Source organism: Leclercia sp. S52, assembly GCF_039727615.1.
GTDB lineage: Bacteria > Pseudomonadota > Gammaproteobacteria > Enterobacterales > Enterobacteriaceae > Enterobacter > Enterobacter adecarboxylatus_B.
The window spans coordinates 1,254,434-1,278,432 of record NZ_CP152474.1; the positions used below are offsets into that span (position 1 = coordinate 1,254,434).

The following is a 23,999-nucleotide window of genomic DNA, read 5'->3' on the forward strand; positions in this document are numbered from 1 at the left end:
CGCCTTACCCGGCCTACTGTCCGTAGGCCCGGTAAGCGCAGCGCCACCGGGCATCAGGAGGTTGCGTGTCTGCATTACCCACCCCCCGAATACAGCCGCAATATGCGCTTAATCGGCCACAGCGACCAGGGCGGACGCCCGGACGGCGTGCAGCTGATGGTGCATCGCGGCTTTGCTTACATTGGCCATATGGTGTCGCAGGGCTTTTCGATCGTCGACGTGCGCGATCCGAAGAACCCGAAGGCGGCGGGCTATGTGCCTGCGCCGCCGGGTACCTGGAACGTGCACCTGCAGGCGCACGACGATCTGCTGCTGGTGATCAACGCCCGGGATCTGTTCGCCGATGCCCGCTTTGCTGACGAAAAGGTCTACTACACCCGCCAGGTGGGGGAGACGGTCAGCGACGTGCAGGACAAAGGCTGGAGCGCCGGACTGCGCATTTTTGATATCTCCACCCCGGACAAGCCGCGGGAGATCGGTTTTCTGTCGCTGGATGGGATCGGCATTCACCGCATCTGGTACGTGGGCGGGCGCTGGGCCTATGTCTCGGCGCTGATCGACGGCTTTACCGATTACATCTTCCTGACCATCGATCTGGCGGATCCGCGCAGGCCGGAGGTGGCGGGGCGCTGGTGGCTGCCGGGGATGAACCAGGCGGCAGGCGAAGCACCTGAATGGCCGGAGGGCAAACGCTATGCCCTGCATCACGCGATTATCAATGGGGACACCGCCTACGGCAGCTGGCGCGACGGCGGCCTGACCCTGCTGGATGTGAAGGATCGCACCCAGCCGAAGCTTATCAGCCATCGCAACTGGAGCCCGCCGTTTGGCGGCGGCACCCATACCGCACTGCCGCTGCCGGATCGGGCTCTGCTGGTGGTGCTCGATGAAGCGGTGCTCGACAACCAGGAGGACGGCGAGAAATTTATCTGGCTGTTTGATATTCGCGAGCCGTCGAACCCGGTGAGTATCTCCACCTTCCCGCAGCCGAACGAGCGGGATTACGTGGCGAAAGGGGCGCACTTCGGGCCGCACAACCTGCACGAAAACCGCCCCGGCAGCTTCGTTAGCTCAACGCTGATTTTCGCGACCTATCAGAATGCGGGCGTGCGGGCGTACGACATTTCGGATCCGTACCGTCCGGTGGAGACCGGGGCGCTGGTGCCTGCCGCACCGGAGAAGATGATGGACACCCGACCGGGGCGCCCGCAGGTGATCCAGTCCTGCGATGTGTTTGTGGATGCCCAGGGGATTATCTACAGCACGGATTATAACGGCGGGTTATCGGTGATTGAGTATCTGGGCTGAGTGCGGTTTGATGCCCTCACCCCGGCCCTCTCCCACAGGGAGAGGGAGAAAATCGTAGGCCGCACGTAACTCAACTGTACTGTCGCACCCGTGCCACCAGCTCATCCACGCTATCGATACGGTCAGCAATGACAATTAACGCCCTACCGAGGGTGATGGCGTGGCGCAGGCACTCGTGGCGCATCTCGTCATCGCGGATGGTGTCGATATCCGCCACGTGCGACAGGCCCACGCTGCGGCGGATCAGTTCGGTGCCGCAGAAGCCAATCGCATCCTGCCAGACCTTCTTCAGAAACTCACTGGCATAGCCCGGCACGCTGAGCGCCGCATCGCGGGATTTTTCCGTAGCCAGCGCCTGGAAACGTTCGGCGAAGGTGCTCCACAGCTGCTGAATATCGATCAGGCGTTGTTCACGACCGGCCGCCGCATCGCGGATGCCAAGGTGGCCCGGCAGGCTGCAGAAGTTAAGCAGCAGGTTGCCGATCGCCGTGCCGATATCAAAACCAATCGGGCCGAAATAACCGAACTCCGCGTCAATCGCCTTCAGGCTACCCTCGGCGACAAAAATCGAGCCGCTGTGGATATCGCCGTGCAGCAGCGCTTCGGCCTGGGAGAAGAAGCGGTGTTTCAGGGCGGCGACGGCAATCTTCAGCCGATCGTCATTGCGCAGGGCGGCAACGTCGTTCTCCAGCGCCGCCGGGTAGTTATTGCGCTCGTGGATCTGGTACGGGTCGTTGAAGAACAGGTCTTCGGTGATCTCGCACATCTCCGGGTTGATGAACTGCGCCACCTGCGCTTTTTTGGCGTGCGGATGCAGGTAAAAATCGCTGGTATGGAACAGGGCGTGGGCCAAGTATTCCCCCAGCTGTCGGGCCGCCTGCGGGTAATACACATTGTTAATCAGCTCGCCGCGCCAGATTTTATGGCTGGAGAGATCTTCCATTACCATCACCGCCAGCTCAGGATCGAAGTGATGGATTTTCACCGTGTGCTGCGGACTGTGCTGATAGTGTTCCACCAGGGTTTGCGCTTCGAGACGGGCGCGGTCCAGCGTCAGCGGCCAGGATTCACCCACGCAGCGCACGTAGGGCAGAGCCTGCTTAACGACGATGCGGCTGACGCCTGCGCTATCGAAAATTTTAAAGACCAGATTGAGGTTGCCGTCGCCTACCTCCTGCGCCTCCACCAGTGACGAGGGGTCTTCCAGGCCGCCAAACTGTTGGGCGTAAGCCACGGCGTCCTGAGCGGTAAAGGTACGGTATTGCGACATTGCATGTTCCTCATCTGTTCCGGTAATAAAGACATTTAGACGTCTATACATCTGAATTTTATCCTGACACAATGTGCTACAACAACGCAACAGGGAATTAACGACATGCAGAGATTACAGACGACCAGCCTGCGGGTGACGGAAAATCAGCTATTTATTCTCGACCAACAGGCGCTTCCGCAGGAGAAACGCTGGCTGGATGCGTCGACGGTTGACGCCCTGGTGGGGCATATTCACGCCCTGCGCGTGCGGGGAGCACCGCTGATTGGTCTCTCTGCCAGCCTGCTTTTAGCACTGCTGGCGGAGAACGGCCACAGCCGGGACCAGCTGGCGGTAGCGCTGGAGGCCCTGCGCGCCTCGCGCCCGACGGCGGTCAACCTGATGAACAATCTCGACCGTATGAAGCAGGCCCTGTGGCAGGAGGATTTTGTCCCGGCGCTGGTGGCTGAGGCGCTGCGCCTGATCGATGAAGACAAGCGGCTCTGCGATGCCATCGCCCAGGCGGGCAGCCAGCTGGTGAAGCCGGGCAGCCGCCTGCTGACCCACTGTAATACCGGCGGGCTGGCGACGGCGGGTGTCGGCACCGCGCTGGGAGTGATTGCCCTTGCGCATCAGCAGGGCAACGTCAGCAACGTCTGGGTGGATGAAACCCGTCCGCTGTTGCAGGGCGGCAGATTAACCGCCTGGGAGCTGGGCGAGCTGGGCGTGCCGTATCAGCTGATTACCGATTCGATGGCCGCCAGCCTGATGGCCAAAGGCCAGGTGGACGCGGTGTGGGTCGGGGCGGATCGCATTGCTGCTAACGGCGACGTGGCGAACAAAATCGGCACCTACTCCCTGGCGGTGCTGGCGAAATTCCACGGCGTTCCGTTTTACGTGGCGGCACCGCAAACCACCCTCGATCCAGCGTGCCCGAACGGTGAGGCGATCCCGATTGAGCAGCGCGATGCCCGGGAAGTGACCGGCGTGGCGGGAAGCTTCGGCGCGGTGCAGTGGGCGCCGATTGACGCGCAGGTCTATAACCCGGCGTTTGACGTCACGCCTGCGGCGCTGATTAGCGGTTGGGTGCTGGATAGCGGGGTGGTGACACCTGAAGATGTAGCGAAGGGGGTTTTTGGCAGCGGTGCGGTCTGAATAATGCCGGGTGGCGGCATCGCCTTACCCGGCCTACAAAACCTGGTTTGTAGGCCCGTGCAAGCGCAGCGCCGCCGGGCAGGGCACGGTGCCTAAGGCAATCTTGGATACGCATCCGCTATTGCGTCGCCGGTGAACTGCGCCACCCAGCCTTCCGGGTTATCGAAAATGCGAATCGCGGTGAAGTTCGGTTCGGAACCCATATCAAACCAGTGCGGCGTGCCGGCGGGCACGGAGATCAGATCGTTTTTCTCGCACAGCACCTGACAGACCTGGTCACCAATGTGCAGGCAGAACAGCCCGGCACCTTCGACAAAGAAACGCACTTCATCTTCGCCGTGCGTGTGTTCATTGAGAAACTTCGCACGCAGGGCCTCTTTTTGTGGGTTATCCGCACGCAGGCTGATCACGTCCCAGCTCTGGTAACCCTTTTCTGCTACCAGCCTGTCGATGGCGTGCTGATAGGCGTTAATCACTGCATCGGGAGCCGGATCGCGGCCTAAATCGCGGTCGGCTTCCCAGCGTTCAAAACGGACGCCGCGGGCATTCAGCTGCTGCCGGATCGCCTCAGGGTCGGTGCTGTGCCACTGCGGCTCGCGGGCTTCTTTATCGGAAAAAATGGTCAATGCGCTCATGAAGGGATCTGCTCCGGATTGATGTCGTCGAACTGGTGCACCTGATGATGATGGCTGGCGCCGTCGTCATCGCCGCGAATTAGCTGCAGGGTGCGAAAACCCGCCTGCTCCGCGGCGTCCAGCTCCTGATGAATATCCGACAGGAACAGGATCTGCGAGGGGGCTGCGCCAATCTGTGCCGCAATATTCTGATAAGACTGCACATCGCGCTTGGCACCGATGTGGGTATCAAAATAGCCGCTGAACAGATGAGTAATATCACCTTCGTCGCTGTAGCCAAATAACAGTTTTTGCGCTGCCACGGAGCCCGATGAATAAACATATAAATCAATGCCCTGCGACTTCCATTTTTCCAGCGAAGGGAGAACGTCAGGGTAGAGATGGCCGGTAAAGTCGCCGTTGACGTAGCCATCCTGCCAGATGATCCCCTGCAGCGCTTTCAGGGCCGTCGATTTGCGGTCTTCGTCCATAAAGGTAAACAGGGTGTCGATCAGCTCACGGGTGCTGGCCTGCGGCTCGGCAATCTCTTCGCGCAGATTGTCCAGAATGGTGTTGACCGGTTCGGCATACTGCTGGGCGTTGACAAAGGCTGCCAGCCGCTCGCGCGCATAGGGGAACAGGACATTGTGGACAAAACGAATATCGCTGGTGGTGCCTTCAATATCCGTCACAATCGCGCGAATCATACTCTCTCCAGTTGTCGTAAACGCATCTCGCACTCGAACAGGAATTCGAGGCCTTCAAGGTGACGCCGGGCCTCTGCCACGTCGCGTCCCCAGCAGGTTAAGCCATGACCGCGCAGAAGAAAACCATAATTAAGCGGACGTTCCTGAGCGTAATGGGCGATTCGGGAGGCCAGGGCGTCAATGTCCTGGTCGTTATCGAACACGGCGATGGGCACGGTATCGAGATGGCTGGTCTGGCCGCGGAGGGATTTCTGCATCTCAAAGCCGCTGAGGCGCAGCTCCGGCTCGTTAACCAGCCGTGACAGCACCGTGGCGTTCACCGTATGCACATGCAGCACCGCGTTGGCGTCAGGGAAGAGGCGGTAGACCAGGGTATGCAGGCCGGTTTCTGCCGAGGGCTTACGCCCGGAGGGGGCGCGGTTGGTGGCAATCTCAACCTGCAGAAAGTCATCGGGCGTCAGGCTGCCTTTGTCTTTACCGGATTCGCTCAGCCAACACCAGCTGGCGTCCTGACGCACCGACATGTTGCCGCCGGTGGCGGGGGCCCAGCCCTTTGCGCCGATCCAGTGGCAGGCCTCGACCAGGGATGTGAGTTGCAGGTTGTCTGTCATCCTTCTTACCTCTTCGGCCAGGAATATCATTATGGTTTAGACGTCTAAGCGTCTTGATTGCCAAATACTAACATCGTGTTATAGTGGCAGCAACATATGTATTACATACAGGTCCGTCGAAATGAGCAATAAGCCTTTGATTCCAGAGAGTAAACTGCCGGCTCTCGGCACCACCATCTTTACTCAAATGAGCGCCCTGGCGCAGCAGCATAAGGCGATAAATCTGTCGCAAGGTTTTCCCGATTTCGATGGCCCGGACTATCTGCAGCAACGCCTGGCTTATCACGTGGCGAACGGCGCTAACCAGTATGCGCCGATGACAGGGGCGCAGCCGCTGCGCGAGGCAATTGCCGATAAAACCGCTGAGCTGTATGGCTATCAACCCGATGCGAACACGGAGATCACCGTGACCGCAGGGGCGACCGAAGCCCTCTACGCGGCCATTACCGCCCTGGTGCGGACCGGCGATGAAGTGATCTGCTTTGACCCGAGCTACGACAGCTATGCCCCGGCGATTGAGCTATCGGGTGGCGTGGTGAAGCGCGTGGCGCTCCAGCCACCGCATTTTCGCCCGGACTGGCGGGCCTTTGCGGCGCTGCTGAGCGACAAAACCCGGCTGGTGATCCTGAATACGCCGCATAACCCGTCGGCAACCGTGTGGCAGCAGGTGGATTTCGCCGCCCTCTGGCAGGCCTTTGCCGAACGTGAAATTTATGTTCTGAGCGATGAAGTGTACGAGCACATCTGCTTTGCTGAAGCGGGGCATGCCAGCGTGCTGGCTCATCCGCAGCTGCGGGAGCGGGCGATTGCCGTCTCGTCGTTCGGGAAAACCTTCCACATGACCGGCTGGAAGGTGGGGTACTGTGTGGCCCCGGCGGCCATCAGTGCCGAGCTGCGCAAGGTACATCAGTTCCTGACCTTTGCGGTTAATACTCCGGCACAGCTGGCGATTGCCGATATGCTGCGCCACCAGCCGGAACATTACCGCGAGCTGCCGGACTTTTATCGCGCCCGCCGGGATCTGTTTATCGATGCCCTGAGCGCCAGCCGGCTGGAGATTTTACCCTGCGAAGGCACCTATTTCCTGCTGGCAGACTACAGCGCCATTTCCGATCTGGATGACGTCAGTTTTTGCCAGTGGTTGACCAAAGAGGTGGGCGTGGCGGCGATCCCGTTATCGGTCTTCTGCGCCGATCCTTTCCCACACAAGCTTATCCGGCTCTGCTTTGCCAAGCAGGAAGCGACACTGCTGGCGGCGGCGGAACGGCTGGTATCGCTCTGAGCCGTTAGCCTATTTAAATACACCGGGGTAATGTAATAACCCCGGTGTATTTTGTTGATGTGAAAAATAAATCGGGAATATTATTTTTTACATCAATCATATTCAAATCCTTCCGTACTAATCTGCTCAATAAAGTTGGAAAAAATTTTGCTGGTCAGGGCCGCACGATTATACATCATATAGATATTTGCTGTGGGCAACTCAAAGGGGGCATTCACCTTTTTCAGTTTCAGCGAGTCACGATATTGTTGATAGGCTAACTCAGGAATATAACCCAGCAAATTAGAGGCGCTGATCATGTTGACGAGCGAGAAAAAGGAGTCGCTGCGAAAACCGATCTTCCGCTCGGGGAATTTTTTTTCTGTCTCTGTGCGGAACTGACTGATGCCGGGTTCGTTGGTGATGAAATAGGTATATTTTTCCTCGTTCAACTGCTCCTGGGTGGTACTTTCTCCGATGCGCGGATGCGCCTGCCGACAAACGATAGTCATCGGCACGGTGAGAAAATGCGTACAGATAACAGAGCGGTTATTAACAGGCATAAACGAAAAGATGAGATCGGCTTTACGGTAGGCCAGCAAATCTTCCGCGGTTTCCGTTGAGAGCATCAGGTCATGGTACTCAATCTCATAATTGTGTTCCCGTATCAGCATCTTCATCGGCATGAACAGGCGATCCGGCGTCAGCGCCTGCGGGGCGTAGACAACAATATTCTTTTCCAGCGACGAGCCATGCATGATGTTAATGGTCTGCTCAATCTGGTTCAGGTTCTGTTCAAGGTGCTTATGCAGATTGACGCCCACGGTGGTGGGAGTGATGCCTTTTCCGGAGCGGATAAACAGCGGGTCGTTCAGCTGATTACGTAAACGCTGCAGGGACTGGCTCACGGCAGAGGGGGTAATAAACAGAGTTTCTGCCGCCTTGCTGATACTCAGGTGCTGATAGATGCACTCAAATATGACCAGCAGATTTAAATCAAATTTTTTCAGATCGTAGAGATTAGCCATGATTCGTCCTGATTAGCTGTGCTGTTACCGTAATCTTATACACGATAACTATAGAAGTAAGTTAGCCATTCTCCATCCATTTGATTGGCTAACTTAACTGAGTTTAAATTCCAGCTTAATATATCATGGCTGTAGATTAATGAAATAAAGGCGGCGCAGTTGTTTTAATAATTTTATCCGCGAAAGTAGGGCGGCTTTGTTGAATTTACGCCGCCACTCCTGTATTAACGCGGGCCCATCATCATATTTAGCTGGTCATTATCGGGCAGACCCACCACCTGCTGTAATTCATTTTCATTATTCATGTAATAAAGCGCGGGAGTGGCGCTGGCCCCAAGAGCATCCATTATATCCTGATGGTTTTTTAATGTTTTTTGCTGGGCGGGAGGCACGGCCGAGGGGACGGTCAACGCCATTTTTCCGCCGGACTTTTCGTAATCATGCCAGGTTTTCGCCGGGTCGCTGGCGGTCAGAATGGCCGCCGCCGTGGCCGGGCTTTCCGGCTTGATGACCCCGACCAGCAGGGTGCGCAGCTGCACTTTCCCGGCGTCAACCCATGGACGCGCCTGCTGCCAGAATTGCAGACAGTAAGGGCAGAAGGGATCGGCAAAGACATAGATCACCCGCGGGGCATCTTTCTTGCCGTCAAGCAGCCAGTCGGCTTTCTCCATGCGTTGCCACAGCTCGCGTCCGGCAGGGGCGTACAGCTCTTTCTGGATCACCTGCTCGCTCAGGTTTTTGCCTTGCTCATCGTACATATACCCGGAGATGGCATGTTTGCCGTCCGGCGTCAGGTAGATGGTGACCCCCATATCCTGGTATTTCCCCAGCCAGCCCTTCATCCCGCCGGGTGCCTCGAAGGGTTTGATGATAGTGATGCCTTGTTTTTCAACGGCTTTAACCGGGGCGGGCAGCTCTTCGGCATGGGCAAGGAGAGGGAACAGGGCGAGGAGCAGGGCGGGTCTGAACATGATTATTCCTTATAAAATCAATAGCAAAGAGAGGATTCGGAAAAACCTATCACAATCATAGGTATTTTTACCCTGTCGGCTAATTGCCCTTTCTTTGGGTGGATGGTGTAATCCACTTCGCTGTTACGACCTTGCTAAAGGTAATGTAGAGCGCAACACATCGCCAGCTTCGGCTGGCACTGATGTTACCCCCGGGTAGCTCAGGTATCAGGGCCGCCGTTCAGGCGGCCTTTTTACTTTGTGGGTTCCATCGGGGTTGTTAGGTATTGCTGATTGATTTGATACGGCAAACGCATTAGCCCGAAACGGCAAAGTTGGTTACCTTAGCTCTCAACGAAAACACGGAGGAAGTACAGATGTCTTTAATTAACACCAAGATCAAACCTTTCAAAAACCAGGCGTTCAAAAACGGCGACTTCGTAGAGATCACCGAGAAAGATACCGAAGGCCGCTGGAGCGTGTTCTTCTTCTACCCGGCTGACTTTACTTTCGTCTGCCCGACCGAACTGGGTGACGTTGCAGATCACTACGAAGAACTGCAGAAGCTGGGCGTAGACGTTTACTCTGTCTCTACCGACACCCACTTCACCCACAAAGCATGGCACAGCAGCTCTGAAACCATCGCCAAAATCAAATACGCGATGATCGGTGACCCGACTGGCGCCCTGACCCGTAACTTTGAAAACATGCGTGAAGACGAAGGTCTGGCCGACCGCGGCACCTTTATCGTTGACCCGCAGGGCATCATCCAGGCCATCGAAGTTACCGCTGAAGGTATTGGCCGTGACGCATCCGACCTGCTGCGCAAAATCAAAGCGGCTCAGTATGTTGCTTCTCACCCAGGCGAAGTTTGCCCGGCGAAATGGAAAGAAGGCGACGCGACTCTGGCTCCATCTCTGGACCTGGTTGGTAAGATCTAAATCTGAAAAGCCCGGCGGCGCTACGCTTGCACGGGCCTACAGATTCGCTTTTAACGGGTGCTTCGCACCCGTTATTCCCTAACACCATGATGCAAGTTGCATTCAGGCAGCCCGGACAAGGTCGCTTGCATGATGATGTTTTTTAAGCAGGAGATGAATAATGCTCGACACAAATATGAAAACCCAGCTCAAAGCCTACCTTGAGAAGCTGACCAAACCTGTTGAGCTGATTGCCACGCTGGACGACAGCGCTAAATCGGCAGAAATCAAGGAACTGCTGGCTGAAATTGCCGAACTGTCTGCGAAAGTGACCTTCAGGGAAGACAACAGCCTGCCGGTGCGCAAGCCGTCCTTCCTGATCGCTAACCCAGGCTCCACCCAGGGCCCGCGCTTTGCCGGTTCCCCGCTGGGACACGAATTCACCTCACTGGTACTGGCGCTACTGTGGACCGGTGGTCATCCGTCGAAAGAGACACAGGAAATGCTTGCGCAGATCCGCGATATCGACGGTGATTTTGAGTTTGAAACCTACTATTCGCTGTCATGTCACAACTGCCCGGACGTGGTGCAGGCCCTGAACCTGATGGCGGTGCTGAACCCACGCATCAAACATACCGCAATTGACGGCGGCGTGTTCCAGAACGAAATCACCGATCGCAACGTGATGGGCGTTCCGGCCGTGTTTGTGAACGGGAAAGAGTTTGGTCAGGGTCGTATGACGCTGACAGAAATCGTCGCTAAAGTGGACACCGGCGCTGAAAAACGCGCGGCAGAAGAGCTGAACAAGCGTGACGCCTACGATGTGCTGATCGTTGGCTCCGGCCCGGCGGGTGCGGCGGCTGCGGTTTACTCTGCACGTAAAGGCATTCGTACCGGTCTGATGGGCGAACGTTTTGGTGGCCAGGTGCTGGATACCGTCGATATCGAAAACTACATCTCGGTACCAAAAACCGAAGGTCAGAAACTGGCTGGCGCCCTGAAAGCGCACGTCAACGACTATGAAGTGGATGTGATCGACAGCCAGAGCGCCAGCAAACTGGTGCCAGCGGCGCAGGAAGGCGGCTTCCATCAGATTGAAACGGCCTCTGGCGCGGTGCTGAAAGCACGCAGCGTTATCATTGCCACCGGTGCCAAATGGCGCAACATGAACGTGCCGGGCGAAGATCAGTATCGTACCAAAGGGGTGACCTACTGCCCGCACTGCGACGGCCCGCTGTTTAAAGGCAAGCGCGTAGCGGTAATTGGCGGCGGTAACTCCGGTGTTGAAGCAGCCATCGACCTGGCGGGTATCGTTGAGCACGTCACGCTGCTGGAGTTCGCACCAGAGATGAAGGCCGATCAGGTTCTGCAGGATAAAGTCCGCAGCCTGAAAAACGTTGATATCATCCTGAACGCCCAGACCACCGAAGTGAAAGGCGACGGCAGCAAAGTGACCGGTCTTGAGTACCGCGACCGCGTGAGCGGGGATGTACACAGCGTGCCGCTGGCGGGTATTTTCGTACAGATTGGTCTGCTGCCAAATACCACCTGGCTGGAAGGCGCAATTGAGCGCAACCGCATGGGCGAGATCATCATCGATGCCAAATGTGAAACCAGCGTGAAGGGCGTATTTGCCGCGGGCGACTGCACCACCGTGCCGTACAAACAGATCATCATCGCCACCGGCGAAGGGGCGAAAGCCTCCCTGAGCGCCTTTGATCATCTGATTCGTACCAAAACAGCATAAGAACGTAAGACTACACCTGCAAAGCACAGAGGCTACCTGACGGTAGCCTCTTTTTTTTATCTCACCACCAGCACCGGGATCCGGGCGTGGCCTATTACACTGGAGGCGTTCGAGCCCAGCAGGTGGGTGGAGATGGAGGGGTTACGCGACCCAATCACCACGATATCGGCTTTCAGCTCGTTGGCCACCTCATTGACCACGTCGCGCACATTACCAAAGCAGACGTGGGTCCTGATCCGCGACGGATCGATGCTGAAATGGCTGACCATGGTCTTCAGGCGGGTTTGTGCCTCGTTCTGGATATGCTCCTCAAAGCGGCGCATATCGGCGGCAAAGCGATGCAAACCAAAGCTGGAGGAGCCGGGTAAAACATGCAGTAAGTGAATAATGCCATCCTGCTGCGCCAGGAATTCAGCGTGGCGGATCGCCTTGTCGCTCAATTCCATCTCAAAAACATCCACCGGCATAATAATCGTCTGGTACATAACCGTTTCTCCCTGTTTATTTACGCTTAATCCATTCAAACACAAAATATAATCAGATTCTGATAGCTCGCTGACACTTTTTAATATCGCCCCGTTTGTTAAGGTTTTGCCGTACCGCTTCAGAACCAGGAATAATCCCAAAGCCGCGCAATTTCCCGGTATATCCCTGCTGATGGCTACCCTTTTAAGGTAAACCCGCATTTTTTCTCTGAATCCGGAGGTCGAATGAAAGCATTGACGTATCACGGACCCCATAACGTTAAGGTTGAAACAGTACCCGATCCGGCCATCGAGCAAGATGACGATATCATTCTGCGCATCACCGCCACCGCGATCTGCGGTTCGGATTTGCACCTCTACCACGGGAAGATACCGAAGGTGGAACATGGCGATATTTTCGGTCATGAGTTTATGGGTGAGGTGGTGGAGACCGGGCGAGGGGTGAAAAATCTCGCCAAGGGCGATCGGGTGGTAATCCCCTTTGTCATCGCCTGCGGCGACTGTTTTTTCTGCCGTATGCAGAAGTACGCCGCCTGCGAAAACACCAACAGCGGGCCCGGCGCGACCCTGAATAAAAAACAGATCCCGCCACCGGCTGCGCTCTTTGGTTACAGCCATCTCTACGGTGGCGTACCCGGCGGCCAGGCGGAATATGTTCGCGTGCCGAAAGGCAACGTCGGGCCGTTCAAGGTACCGCCGCTGCTGTCAGATGATAAAGTCCTGTTCATGTCGGACATCCTGCCCACCGCCTGGCAGGCCGCTAAAAATGCCCAGATTACCCAGGGCAGCAGCGTCGCGGTGTTCGGTGCCGGGCCGGTGGGGCTCCTGACCGTCGCCTGCGCACGCTACCTCGGGGCTGAGCAGATTTTTATCGTCGATCATCACGACTACCGTCTGCGTTTTGCCCAGGACAGGTACGGCGCGATCCCGATTAACTTTGACCGTGACGACGATGCCGCGGAAAAAATCATCGAGCAGACCCGGGGTCAGCGCGGGGTGGATGCGGTCATTGATGCGGTCGGATTTGAGGCAAAAGGGAGCACCACGGAAACGGTGCTGACCAACCTCAAGCTCGAGGGCAGCAGCGGTAAAGCCCTGCGGCAGTGTATCGCCGCGGTACGGCGCGGGGGGATCGTCAGCGTACCGGGCGTCTATGCCGGCTTTATTCACGGTTTCCTGTTTGGCGACGCCTTCGACAAAGGGCTGACCTTTAAAATGGGGCAGACCGACGTTCACGCCTGGTTGGGTGAACTGTTGCCGTTAATCGAGCAGGGGCTGATCACGCCTGAAGAGATCGTCACCCACTATCTGCCGTTTGAAGAGGCGGCCCGCGGCTACGAGATCTTTGATAAGCGTCAGGAAGATTGCCGGAAAATTATTCTGGTGCCCGGGGCACAAAGCGCGGAAGTGGCAAAAGAGCGGGTTACCGGGCTGGTCAACCCCATGCCGGGCGGCGTTATCTGATAGCGGGAGAGGCGGAAAGAGGATGCCCTGGCATCCTCTGGGCAAAGCGGGTTAACGCTTGTTCAGATGGGATCAGCGCAGGTATTCGCCCGCCGCTTCAGGCTGCCAGATAAGTTCCAGCACTTCCAGATGCGTGGCGGTACCGCCCGGCAGTTCCCAGTGGATGGTATCGCCAGTACGCAGACCAATTAATGCTGCACCAACCGGCGCCAGCACCGACAGCTGGGTGCTGCTGTCGGTCATGTTCGCCGGATAGACCAGCGTGCGGGTGCGCACTTCACCCGTGGTCAGATCGCGAAACTTCACCTGACTGTTCATGGTCACCACGTCAGCGGGCATGTCCTGCGGAGCGCACATCTGCGCGCGATCCAGTTCGTCGTTCAAAGCAGCGGCGACGGGCAGCGAGGCAAAAGCCGGTTGCTCCAGCAGGCGGTCGATACGCTCAGCATCGAGTTCGTTAATGATGATTGTGGGTCTGGACATTATTTACTCCATGTCGTTAATGCTGCGACAACCGCAGAAGAGATGCCAAAAGAAAACCCTCGCCATCCGGTAGCGAGGGTTTAACTATGTCTGATAATACTGAGTCTGTGCCCCGGTTTGAAGTGATGAATGTCACATTCATGGCGTGGATTTAGTCCGGGGGCGTCAACTGGGTCATTAGTATGAAATTCAGCCAAAAAAGGTGATCCTTCGCCAATTTGGATTATCCTTTTTATGCGCAGGTTATGTAGCGTGAAACACCCATAACAGCAGAACAACGAAGACTGTAGCACGAAATTCAGTCTTACTTTTCTACGGATTGCGTTACGCTGATCCTCTTGGGGTAGGGGGGATGAGCGAAGCGTAATCCGTGCCTGCCGGTCTTTCTTCCTGAATTTTCCAGAGAGCAATATGTATTTTTACCAACCTTCCCAGGGACACGGCCTGCCGCACGACCCGTTAAATGCCATTGTTGGACCCCGCCCGATTGGCTGGATTGCCTCCTGCGATGCCGAAGGACGCCCGAATCTGGCGCCGTACAGCTTCTTCAACTGCTTTAACTACCATCCGCCGATCATTGGCTTTGCCAGCTCCGGCTGGAAAGACAGCGTGCGCAATATTGTGGAAACCGGGGAGTTTGTCTGGAATCTCACTACCCGCAAGCTGGCCAGCGCCATGAACGAAACCTCCGCCAGCCTGCCGCACGGCGAAGATGAGTTTTTACGTGCCGGGCTGACCAAAGCGGAAAGCCGGGTGGTAAATGTGCCCCGCGTCGCGGAAAGCCCGGTCAACTTTGAATGCCGCCTGTCGCAATGCATCCAGCTGACGGCGGCAAACGGTGCGGAGATCGATACCTGGCTGGTGCTGGGAGAAGTGGTTGGGATCCACATCGATGAAAGCCTGCTGCATGACGGGATCTATCAGACGGCAAAAGCGCAGCCGGTACTGCGCGCCGGTGGCCCGACGGCGTACTTCGCCATCGGGGAGGAGCAGCGTTTTGACCTGGTGCGTCCGGATGCCCGAAAAGCGAGCGGTCAGTAACCGATTTTGTCGATCACAAACTGCTTCCCGCAGTTACCCGGGTGCGGTTGGGCAATAAATGAGGTGGTCGCCAGCGGAGCATTAATGCTGGCGGCGGTCAGCGTGAGCTGTACTTCGGTGAGATAGGCCGGATTGCCGCTGCAGCTGAGCTTGACGGCTTTGACCGTCTGCGGGCCCCAGCTTTTAGCCACCGCGGCGTCGAACGCGCTGCGGGTGACGGCTTTGCCATAGTTTGCCGCCAGGAACTGCCCCAGCGGGCTGGCCTTCACTTCCTGGTTCATCCGCACCATGGTGCCGAAATACGCATCAGGATCGAAACCGAAACACACCCCGTGTTTGGCATATTCATAACGCTCCAGGCAGGAGTTCCCCCCCCGCGCCGGGCATCACCTCGTTCAGCTTCGCGGCACCCGTCAGCGATAACCCGGTCTCTGCGGCGTCACATTTACGGCCCGCTTTCACCTCCGGCATGTTGGGGATGGGGCGGGTGGCGCAGCCATAGCGCATCCAGCGGCGATCGTCGACCCCACGTGCGGCGATGGATTTCGGTAAGCCTGGCCACAGGCCATGAACGGTGAGGATCGTGGTTTTGTCGTCTCGCTCTTTTTGCAGGCGACACTCATCGGGTGCCGTGCGGTTGCGGTCATGCAGGCTCTGGCAAAAGCCCGATTGCCATGAGAGCGCCAGCACGTAGCGATCAAAATCCGCGTATTGCGTCGCCTGAAGCGGGGCTGCCTGCGCGGGGAGCGCGCACAGTGCAGCTGCGGTTGCGCTGATAGCGAAAACGAAATCCTTTCTGAACATGTCAATTCCTGGTGGTTGGAAGCAGGGTATTGCTGGGAGTTATTAAAGCACAAAAAGCGCCCGCAGGCGCTTTATGCTGTGAGGGCGGTTAACCCACCGCGGTGCCGGGTACCAGCACTTCGGTGGCGATAATCACGATGACCAGCCCGACGAGAACCGGCACCGAGGTGCGTTTTACCACTTCGAACGGCGAGATTTTCGCCATCCCGGCGACCGCTACCACCACGCCGGAGACCGGGGAGATAGTACGGCCCAGGTTGGAGGCCTGCAGCATCGGGATGGTGAGGTAGGCCGGGTTGATCCCGGAGGAGTGCGCCAGTTTCGGGATCATCTCCACGAAGGCATAGAAGGGGGCATTACCGGAACCGGTGGTCATCGCCGCCAGCATGGTCAGCACCACCAGTACCATCATCAGGATAATGCTCGCGGAACCGAACGAGGTGGCAATGGAGATCAGGCTCTGAATAAAGCCGATGGTGCTCAGCCCCTGGGCAAAGACCCCGGCCGCCACCAGCAGCATTACCACGCCGGCGAAGGCATCCGCCATGCCGCGATAGGCCACTTCCAGGCCGCTAAAGACCTTCTGGGTATTGAAACCGCGAATAAACTCCAGCACCGCCGCCAGCAGCATGCAGATCACCAGAATGGTGATGATGTGCAGCTCCGGGCCCCATTTACCGTCAAAAATCAGCACCCCGATAATCGGCGTAAACGGCAGGATGGCGTAGAAGGATGGTGCCGTGGTGGTGATTTCGCTGACGTCGAGTCTCTCGTGGGAGATGTTCTCTTTTTTATCGAGGTAGCGCTGCCAGAAGAAGTGCGCAATCGCCATGCCGATAATGGCGGCAATGGAGATCGGCAGGGTGGTTTTAAAGGCGAAGTCGATCAGCGGCATCTCGGCGGCTTTGGCGGCCAGCACCACGTCGCCGGAGGTCGGGGAGAGAATAATCGCCGCCGGGGAGGCGCAGATGGCCGCCGCCGCGCCGCGGCTGATCCCCACGTTGACCATCACCGGGAACAGGGTGGCCATCAGCAGGACGCCCAGGCCGGTGGCCGAGGAGACGGCCAGCGACATCAGACAGGCGACGAAATAGGCGGCAATCATCAGCAGGTAGGGGGAGTTGATATAGCTCAGCGGCTTCGAGGCCAGCTTGACCACCATATCATTAGCGCCGATATGCGTCATGTAGGCGGCAAACCCGCAGAGCATCATGATCATCATTCCCAGATCGCCACCGCGGCTCATCAGCAGAATTTTGATGTATTCGACGATGTCGGTTGCGGTGTAGCCGGTGCTGGTGGCGCTCGATGGCAGCACCTTATGGCCCATCAGGGCGCTGACGATCAGCAGGACAAGGCCGCCGACAAACAGCACCCCGGTGGCGGAGTAGCCTTTGATGATGTAGCGCGCGACGCCGACAATGACAACCACCCCGATCAGGAGCTCGATAAACGTTAGCATGGATCCCTCAGTTCCCGACGCCCCAGAGCGAAAGGAGAAATTAGCAATGAAATTAAGGTGACAAAATGTGCCGAAATAATGGACCGGCCTCGCTGACCAAAATCAATAAAACGACTACTAAAGGGGTATCCAGCCCGATTTTGCTGCTGTTGTAACGTTAATGGGCACGTGTTGGTCCTGTCCTGACACCAAGACTGCAATAACCACACAAAACGTAAATATATCTAAAACGGCTTTTATCTCAGGAATATCCCTGCGTATACTCGGGTCTCTTTTTGCGACCCCAGGACGCTGCTATGCCTGCCAGCTGGATCTTTCGACTGCGCTACCTGAAAAAACATCTGCTGATGCTGATGTTCGCTTTCGGCTGGCTGTTGATCCAGAGCCAGGTGGCGGTGGCTTCACACGACTGCGCCATCAACGTGCAGGGCGAGACGGCCACCCTTCAGCATCTGGACATGATGGCGATGCCGCAGCATCACGCCGCGCCTGCGCCGTCGGGCCTATGTGATAAACACTGCGTGCCGGATCAGGTGCAAAAAGACACCGGGCATCCGCAGCTGGTGGCGCTGCCTGCCGCCATGACGATTACCCTCAATGACCCGGACTGCACCGCTGTCGCGTCGTCGTCCAGCGTCGTCACTCCGCCCGCCGTGGGGCCGCCGGCAACGATCCGCTTTTGCCGGTTTCGGGAATAAACCCACCTGTTAATCCGTTGATTTTATTTAAATTTACGTTTAACAGGAGCTTTACCATGCGTGCTTTACTCTTTTCCGCGCTGCTTGGCGCGTGCTTTACCCTTTCTTCGTATTCCGTTCAGGCGACCACGAACACCTCTCCGGTGACTCCGCAGTGGCAGGGACAGGGCGTTATTCGGGCGATCGACGCCCGGGCGCTGGTTATCCAGCATGACCCTATCCCGGCCCTGAAGTGGCCCGCCATGACCATGCCGTTTGCCTTTTCAGCCGATGTCGACACCCGCGCCGTGAAACCGGGCGAGCGGGTGGCATTTACGCTGGCGCGGGCCGGCGACGGCTTTCAGATAATCTCGCTCACGCCGCTGCGCTAAGCGAGGATCCCATGAAAAGAGCAACACTGAGCATCTGGCTCGGTGGGGTGATGCTCGGGCTTATCAGTGCGGCCGGGCAGGCCGCACCCTGGACGCTCGAGCAAACCCTCGCCGAAGCCCAACGCTACTCGGCGGCCTTATCCGCCAGCCGTAATGAGGCCCGGGCGCTGGATGCTATGGCGGATTCCGCCAGCCAATTGCCCGATCCAAAACTGAAATTCGGCATTGAAAACGTGCCGGTGCAGGGCAGCAACGACCGCCGCTTGACCCGGGAAGGGATGACCATGCAGCGGGTCGGGATCATGCAGAGCTACGTCAGTCATGAAAAGCGGGAGCGAAAGGCGCAAACCCTGCAGGCTCAGGCGCGCGGCGTGCTGGCGAAAGCGGACGCGGTGCGTGCCGCCCTGCAGCGGGATACTGCCCAGGCCTGGCTGGAGCTGGCCCTGACGCAGCAGGGGCTGAAATCGGCCAGCCGGCTGGTCGATGAGACAGCGCAGCAGCTGAACGTGCAGAAGGCCAGCATGGGGGCCGGAAGCGCCAGCCCCGACAGCGTGCTGGCTCTGCGCATGACCCTCAGCGCCATGCGCGACAAAGCGACCCTGGCCAGGCGTGACGTCCAGCTGGCGCAGAGTCGGCTGCTACAACTCACCGGCCAGCGGGTCGAGGACGTGAAGGGGCCGCTGCCACGCTACCAGCGTCTGCCTGCCGACGTCAGCCAGCTCGAAGAGGCCATTGCCCGTCACCCGGAAGTGGAAGCCGCACTCCGTGAAGCCGAGACTGCGAAAGCCCGCTCGGCGCAGTCGGCGGTGGCGGCGATCCCGGATGTGGATGTCGAGGTGTTCTACGCCCATCGTGCCGAAGGCTATGACGATATGGCCGGGGTCATGTTCACGGTCGATCTGCCGCTGTTCCAGTCGCGACGCCAGGACAAGGACTATGCCGCAGAGGTCTCCCGCTCGCTGCAGGCGGTGGATGAATTCACGCTGATAAAGCGGGAGCACATCGCACAGGTGCAGTCGCTGGTAGCCCAGTACCAGGCCGCACAGACGCTGTGGCAGCGCCAGCGCGACGAGGTGCTGCCGTTACAGCATCAGCGGCTGACGGTGCTGAATGCGCAATATCGTTCGGGTCAGTCAGAGCTGCCCACCCTGCTTGAGGCACGGCGCAGCGTGCTGGACAGCGAACTGGCTGTCAATCAGGCCGAGCGCGAGATGGCGCGCACCTGGGCTGCGATCCAATGGTTAATCCCGCAGGAGTTGGCACAATGAAAATCACATTCCGGGTCGCAGTGCCTCTGGCATTGCTGCTGGCCGCTGGCGGCTATTACGCCGGGCAGCGTCATGCTTCGCACGAGGCAGTGCCTGCCGCTGCCGAACGCAAGGTGCTTTACTGGTACGATCCGATGGTGCCAGGCCAGCGTTTTGATAAGCCGGGGCGGTCGCCATTTATGGATATGGACCTCGTGCCGCGCTATGCCGATGAGGAGGATGCGCCAGCAGGGGTGGGGATCAGTGCTGCCCAGCAGCAGAATCTGGGCATGAAGACCGCCCGCGCTGAGCTGCGTCAGCTGGTTTCACCCTTCACGGCCTTTGCAACCATCGCTGCGGATGAACGCAGCGTCACTGTGCTCTCAGCTCCCTCGGCTGGCGTGGTGACGAAGCTGTATGTCCGGGCGCCGCTCCAGCAGGTGCAGGCCGGTGAAGCCCTGGCGCAGCTGTGGATCCCCCAGTGGACGCAGGCGCAGCAGGAGTATCTGGCGGTGCGTGCGCTTGGCGATGCCGCCTTATCCGCCGCCGCACGCGAGCGGCTGAAGCTGCAGTTTATGCCCGAGGAGGCGATCCGCGCGCTGGAACGCAGCGGGAAGCCGCAGACCTCGCTGATCCTCAGAGCCCAGCATGCGGGCTATGTGGCGAAACTGGACGTACGCGAAGGCGCGCAGGTGGCGGCAATGACCGCGCTGTTCGAAATAGCCCGTCTCGATCCGGTCTGGCTGGTGGTGGATTATCCCCAGGCGCAGGCGCAGGCCCTGAGCGTCGGCAGTGAGATGGTGGCGACCTCAGAGAGCTTCCCGGGGATGCGTTTTCACGGGCGGGTCAGCGAGCTGCTGCCGCAGATGGATACCGCCACGCGCACCCTGAAGGCGCGAATAGTCGTGGACAATCCACAGCAACAGCTCAAACCGGGCATGTTCCTGACCGTCTCCCGGGCGCAGTCGGCGGCGGGGGCGCCGGTGCTGGCCGTGCCGGAAGAGGCGGTAATCGACACCGGGAGCAGCAAACGCCTGCTGCTGGCCAGCGGCAAGGGCTATTTCCAGCCGGTGAAGGTGGAGACCGGGCTGACCGCGCAGGGGTGGACCGAAATTCGCTCCGGCGTGCAGGAGGGGGATGAGGTGGTCACCTCCGGGCAGTTCCTGATCGACTCCGAAGCCAGCCTGCGCAGCGTGCTGCCGGAGGTGGCGAAATGATCGCGGCGGTGATTAAAGCGTCCCTGCGTAACCGGCTGCTGGTGATCCTCGCCGCCCTGATCATGGCGGGGTGGGGCCTCTGGGCGGTGCAGCGCGCGCCGCTGGATGCGCTGCCGGATCTGTCGGACGTGCAGGTGATTGTCCGCGCCAGTTTCCCGGGCAAAGCGCCGCAGGTGATTGAGGATCAGGTGACCTGGCCGCTGACGACCTCAATGCTTTCGGTTCCCGGCGCAAAAACGGTGCGCGGGTTCTCGATGTTTGGTGATGCTTATGTCTACGTGCTGTTTGAGGATGGCACTGACCTGTACTGGGCGCGATCGCGGGTGCTGGAGTATTTAAGTCAGGTCCAGTCGCAGCTGCCGGCCGGGGTGAACGTCGCCCTGGGCCCTGATGCCACCGGGGTGGGCTGGATCTACGAATATGCCCTGATCGACCGCAGCGGCAAACACAGCCTGGCCGATCTGCGTGCCATTCAGGACTGGACCCTGAAATTTGAGCTCAAAAGCGTGGCCAATGTGTCTGAGGTGGCCAGCATCGGCGGCATGGTGCGTCAGTATCAGGTGGTTGCCGATCCGGCGAAAATGCGCGCCCTGAACATCACTCATGCCCAAATCGTAACGGCGTTGCAGGCGGCCAACAAAGAGAGCGGCGGCGCCCTGCTTGAAAAGGGCGAGGCGGAGTACATGGTGCGCACCACCGGCTATCTGCAAAGCCTGGAGGATTTTCGCCACGTGGTGATCGCCTCCCGTGACGGGGTGCCGGTCCTGCTGGGGGATGTGGCCAGCGTTGGCTACGGCCCGGAGATCCGTCGCGGCGTGGCCGAGCTGAATGGCGAAGGCGAAGTGGCGGGCGGCGTGGTGGTGATGCGCTACGGGCAGAACGCGCTGGAGACGCTGCATGCGGTAAAAGCGAAGCTGGCTGAACTGCAAAAAACGCTGCCTGTTGGGGTGGAAATCGTCCCGGTTTACGATCGCTCGACGCTGATAGAGGATGCCGTCGAAACGCTTACCCACAAGCTGCTGGAGGAGTTCGTGGTGGTGGTGCTGGTCTGCGCCCTGTTCCTGTTCCATTTCCGTTCGGCGATGGTGGCGGTAGTCTCGCTGCCGCTGGGCATTCTGGGCGCGTTCGTGGTGATGCACTATCAGGGTATCAACGCCAACATTATGTCGCTCGGCGGGATCGCCATTGCCATTGGCGCGATGGTTGATGCGGCGATCGTGATGATCGAGAACATGCACAAGGTGCTTGAGCAGTGGCGTCACGACAATCCGGGTCAGGAACCGACTTCTGCTGACTACTGGCGACTGGCGGAGCGGGCGGCCATTGAGGTGGGCCCGGCGCTGTTTTGCAGCCTGCTGATCATCACTCTGTCGTTCATTCCGGTCTTTTCGCTGGAGGCGCAGGAAGGGCGCATGTTCGCCCCGCTGGCGTTCACCAAAACCTGGGCGATGGCGGTGGCGGCGGGGCTCGGCATTACCCTGGTGCCGGTGCTGATGGGCTATTTCATTCGTGGACGCATCCCGGATGAGAAAGCGAATCCGATCAACCGGGTGCTGATCCGCCTCTATGAGCCGCTACTGGACCGGGTGCTGCGTTTTCCAAAAATGACGCTGGCGCTGGCGGCGCTCCTGCTGCTGGTCACGCTCTGGCCGTTGAGTCGGCTGGGGAGCGAATTTATGCCGCCGCTGAACGAGGGGGGACCTGCTGTATATGCCATCAACCCTGCCGGGGATCTCGGCCCGGGAAGCGGCCCGGCTGCTGCAACAGACGGATCGGCTAATTAAAAGCGTGCCGGAGGTGGCCACGGTGTTCGGCAAGGCCGGTCGGGCGGAGACGGCAACCGATCCGGCGCCGTTAACCATGCTGGAGACGACCATTCACTTTAAGCCGCGCGACCAGTGGCGACCTGGGATGACGCCGGAGAAACTGGTGGAGGAGCTGGATCGCACCGTGCGGGTGCCAGGCATTGCCAACGTCTGGGTGCCGCCGATCCGTAACCGCCTCGACATGCTGGCGACCGGGATCAAAAGCCCGGTCGGTATCAAGGTCAACGGCAACAATCTGGCGGATATTGAACGTGTTGCGCAGCAGATAGAACAAGTCGTAAAACAGGTGCCCGGCGTCACCTCGGCGCTGGCGGAGCGGCTGGCTGGCGGGCGTTATGTCGATGTCCGTATCGACCGCCAGAAGGCTGCGCGCTATGGCGTCTCGGTGGAGGAGCTGCAGGGCATGGTCGCCACGCTGGTAGGGGGCGATAAGGTGGGAGAGGTGATCCTCGGGCGCGAGCGTTACCCTATCAATCTGCGCTATCCCCGCGATAGCCGGGATTCTGTCGATAAGCTGCGGGCATTGCCGGTGGTGGCGGCCAACGGCAGCCAGATTGCGCTGGGCGAGCTAGCGGATATCCTGGTGACCGAGGGGCCACCGATGCTGAAAAGTGAAAATGCCCGGCTCTCTAACTGGATCTATGTGGACCTGCGCGGACGCGATCTCAAATCGGCGGTGGAGGAGATGCAGCAGCGGGTGACTCAGGAGGTTATTTTACCCCAGGGGGGTATCGCTCGCCTGGTCGGGACAATTTGAATATCTGGAGCGTGCCACCGCGAAGCTGAAAATAGTCCTGCCGGTCACCCTTGTGATTATATTTGTTCTGCTCTGGCTGACCTTTAAACGTATTTCAGATGTACTTATCATCATGGGAACCTTACCTTTTTCTCTTATCGGAGGTGTCTGGTTGTTATGGCTGCTGGAATATAATTTATCAGTGGCGGGGGCGGTCGGGTTTATTGCCCTGGCAGGGGTGTCGGCAGAGTTTGGCGTTATTATGGTGCTCTATCTTAATCAGGCGCTGGATAAACACAGGACGCGCGATTCACATTACGGGAATACAGTATTAATGCAGGCCATTCACGAAGGTGCCGTCCTGCGCGTGCGCCCCAAAGTGATGACCGTAGCCACCATCATGGCCGGGTTGCTGCCGGTAATGTGGGGCGGAGGCAGCGGTGCAGAGGTGATGCAGCGCATTGCTGCACCGATGATTGGCGGCATGGTCAGCGCGCCGCTGTTATCAATGCTGGTAATTCCTGCGCTGTATAAGCTATTGCATCAGCGTTAATTTTCCTTAATTGCGCCTTAAATATTTTAAGGCGCACACGCTTTTACCAGGAGTATTCTTAA

At 58.4% G+C, this 23,999-nt stretch carries 20 protein-coding genes and 2 pseudogenes; 12 read left to right on the plus strand and 10 right to left on the minus strand.

What is annotated here, in order from left to right; genetic code table 11:
- Nucleotides 1–102 precede the first annotated feature (102 nt).
- A complete protein-coding gene (locus AAHB66_RS05900) occupies nt 103–1,308 on the plus strand; it encodes an LVIVD repeat-containing protein (RefSeq protein ID WP_347115516.1) in 1,206 nt (401 codons plus the stop codon).
- Between the two features lie 70 nt (nt 1,309–1,378).
- Here the strand turns inward: AAHB66_RS05900 and mtnK are convergent, their stop codons facing one another.
- A complete protein-coding gene (gene mtnK / locus AAHB66_RS05905) occupies nt 1,379–2,578 on the minus strand; it encodes an S-methyl-5-thioribose kinase (protein ID WP_347115517.1) in 1,200 nt (399 codons plus the stop codon).
- A gap of 105 nt (nt 2,579–2,683) precedes the next feature.
- On the opposite strand from mtnK, the gene mtnA reads away from it, so the two are divergent.
- Entirely contained in the window at nt 2,684–3,712 is a 1,029-nt protein-coding gene (gene mtnA / locus AAHB66_RS05910; protein ID WP_347115518.1) for an S-methyl-5-thioribose-1-phosphate isomerase, read from the plus strand.
- A 92-nt stretch (nt 3,713–3,804) separates the two neighbouring features.
- Here mtnA and AAHB66_RS05915 read toward each other — a convergent pair whose 3' ends face one another.
- From AAHB66_RS05915 to AAHB66_RS05925, 3 genes are read right to left on the minus strand one after another with little or no spacing between them, the layout of a single operon-like run.
- The gene (locus tag AAHB66_RS05915; RefSeq protein ID WP_347115519.1) at nt 3,805–4,347 is read right to left on the minus strand and encodes an acireductone dioxygenase; all 543 of its coding nucleotides are present in this window, start codon (nt 4,345–4,347) and stop codon (nt 3,805–3,807) included.
- Entirely contained in the window at nt 4,344–5,033 is a 690-nt protein-coding gene (gene mtnC, locus AAHB66_RS05920) for an acireductone synthase (RefSeq protein ID WP_347115520.1), read from the minus strand. Before mtnC ends, AAHB66_RS05915 begins: the two co-directional genes overlap by 4 nt.
- Nucleotides 5,030–5,644, minus strand: a complete 615-nt coding sequence (locus tag AAHB66_RS05925; RefSeq protein WP_347115521.1) for a methylthioribulose 1-phosphate dehydratase — start codon at nt 5,642–5,644, stop codon at nt 5,030–5,032. The genes mtnC and AAHB66_RS05925 overlap by 4 nt, the downstream gene beginning before the upstream one ends.
- A 121-nt stretch (nt 5,645–5,765) precedes the next feature.
- Here AAHB66_RS05925 and AAHB66_RS05930 point away from each other — a divergent pair, with 121 nt between their 5' ends.
- Nucleotides 5,766–6,926 carry a pyridoxal phosphate-dependent aminotransferase gene (locus AAHB66_RS05930; protein ID WP_347115522.1) on the plus strand — a complete coding sequence of 387 codons (1,161 nt, stop codon included), beginning with the start codon at nt 5,766–5,768 and terminating at the stop codon, nt 6,924–6,926.
- A 92-nt stretch (nt 6,927–7,018) separates the two neighbouring features.
- Here AAHB66_RS05930 and AAHB66_RS05935 read toward each other — a convergent pair whose 3' ends face one another.
- Together AAHB66_RS05935 and dsbG are read right to left on the minus strand one after the other, a co-directional pair.
- On the minus strand, nt 7,019–7,933 hold the full coding sequence (locus AAHB66_RS05935) for a LysR family transcriptional regulator (protein WP_347115523.1): 915 nt from the start codon (nt 7,931–7,933) through the stop codon (nt 7,019–7,021).
- A gap of 224 nt (nt 7,934–8,157) precedes the next feature.
- On the minus strand, nt 8,158–8,904 hold the full coding sequence (gene dsbG, locus AAHB66_RS05940; RefSeq protein ID WP_347115524.1) for a thiol:disulfide interchange protein DsbG: 747 nt from the start codon (nt 8,902–8,904) through the stop codon (nt 8,158–8,160).
- Nucleotides 8,905–9,260: 356 nt separating this feature from the next.
- Between dsbG and ahpC the strand changes: the two genes are divergently transcribed.
- The gene (gene ahpC, locus AAHB66_RS05945) at nt 9,261–9,824 is read left to right on the plus strand and encodes an alkyl hydroperoxide reductase subunit C (protein ID WP_032617008.1); all 564 of its coding nucleotides are present in this window, start codon (nt 9,261–9,263) and stop codon (nt 9,822–9,824) included.
- A gap of 160 nt (nt 9,825–9,984) precedes the next feature.
- Nucleotides 9,985–11,550 carry an alkyl hydroperoxide reductase subunit F gene (ahpF, locus tag AAHB66_RS05950; RefSeq protein WP_347115525.1) on the plus strand — a complete coding sequence of 522 codons (1,566 nt, stop codon included), beginning with the start codon at nt 9,985–9,987 and terminating at the stop codon, nt 11,548–11,550.
- Nucleotides 11,551–11,606: 56 nt separating this feature from the next.
- On the opposite strand, the gene uspG is transcribed toward ahpF, so the two are convergent.
- Nucleotides 11,607–12,035, minus strand: coding sequence for a universal stress protein UspG (gene uspG, locus AAHB66_RS05955; protein WP_347115526.1), 429 nt, complete (start codon nt 12,033–12,035; stop codon nt 11,607–11,609).
- Nucleotides 12,036–12,260: 225 nt separating this feature from the next.
- Here uspG and AAHB66_RS05960 point away from each other — a divergent pair, with 225 nt between their 5' ends.
- Complete coding sequence (locus tag AAHB66_RS05960; RefSeq protein WP_347115527.1) at nt 12,261–13,499, plus strand: zinc-dependent alcohol dehydrogenase; 1,239 nt, start codon at nt 12,261–12,263, stop codon at nt 13,497–13,499.
- A 72-nt stretch (nt 13,500–13,571) separates the two neighbouring features.
- Here AAHB66_RS05960 and rnk read toward each other — a convergent pair whose 3' ends face one another.
- A complete protein-coding gene (gene rnk / locus AAHB66_RS05965; RefSeq protein WP_347115528.1) occupies nt 13,572–13,982 on the minus strand; it encodes a nucleoside diphosphate kinase regulator in 411 nt (136 codons plus the stop codon).
- 411 nt (nt 13,983–14,393) lie between these two features.
- On the opposite strand from rnk, the gene AAHB66_RS05970 reads away from it, so the two are divergent.
- Nucleotides 14,394–15,023: a flavin reductase family protein gene (locus AAHB66_RS05970; RefSeq protein WP_347115529.1), complete on the plus strand. Its 630-nt coding sequence runs from the start codon at nt 14,394–14,396 to the stop codon at nt 15,021–15,023.
- Here AAHB66_RS05970 and rna read toward each other — a convergent pair.
- A pseudogene (gene rna, locus AAHB66_RS05975) lies at nt 15,017–15,827 on the minus strand (ribonuclease I). The gene AAHB66_RS05970 and the pseudogene rna sit on opposite strands and share 7 nt — an antisense overlap.
- Nucleotides 15,828–15,915: 88 nt before the next feature.
- A complete protein-coding gene (gene dcuC / locus AAHB66_RS05980) occupies nt 15,916–17,289 on the minus strand; it encodes an anaerobic C4-dicarboxylate transporter DcuC (RefSeq protein WP_347115530.1) in 1,374 nt (457 codons plus the stop codon).
- Nucleotides 17,290–17,585: 296 nt separating this feature from the next.
- On the opposite strand from dcuC, the gene AAHB66_RS05985 reads away from it, so the two are divergent.
- The 5 genes and pseudogenes from AAHB66_RS05985 (at nt 17,586) to AAHB66_RS06005 (ending at nt 23,937) form a co-directional block, all read left to right on the plus strand.
- Entirely contained in the window at nt 17,586–17,987 is a 402-nt protein-coding gene (locus AAHB66_RS05985; protein ID WP_347115531.1) for a hypothetical protein, read from the plus strand.
- Between the two features lie 56 nt (nt 17,988–18,043).
- Nucleotides 18,044–18,358, plus strand: a complete 315-nt coding sequence (locus tag AAHB66_RS05990) for a copper-binding protein (protein ID WP_347115532.1) — start codon at nt 18,044–18,046, stop codon at nt 18,356–18,358.
- An 11-nt stretch (nt 18,359–18,369) separates the two neighbouring features.
- The gene (locus AAHB66_RS05995; RefSeq protein WP_347115533.1) at nt 18,370–19,626 is read left to right on the plus strand and encodes a TolC family protein; all 1,257 of its coding nucleotides are present in this window, start codon (nt 18,370–18,372) and stop codon (nt 19,624–19,626) included.
- The gene (locus tag AAHB66_RS06000; RefSeq protein WP_347115534.1) at nt 19,623–20,822 is read left to right on the plus strand and encodes an efflux RND transporter periplasmic adaptor subunit; all 1,200 of its coding nucleotides are present in this window, start codon (nt 19,623–19,625) and stop codon (nt 20,820–20,822) included. Before AAHB66_RS05995 ends, AAHB66_RS06000 begins: the two co-directional genes overlap by 4 nt.
- Nucleotides 20,819–23,937: pseudogene (locus tag AAHB66_RS06005) on the plus strand (efflux RND transporter permease subunit). The gene AAHB66_RS06000 and the pseudogene AAHB66_RS06005 overlap by 4 nt, the downstream one beginning before the upstream one ends.
- The last annotated feature ends 62 nt before the right edge of the window (nt 23,938–23,999 follow it).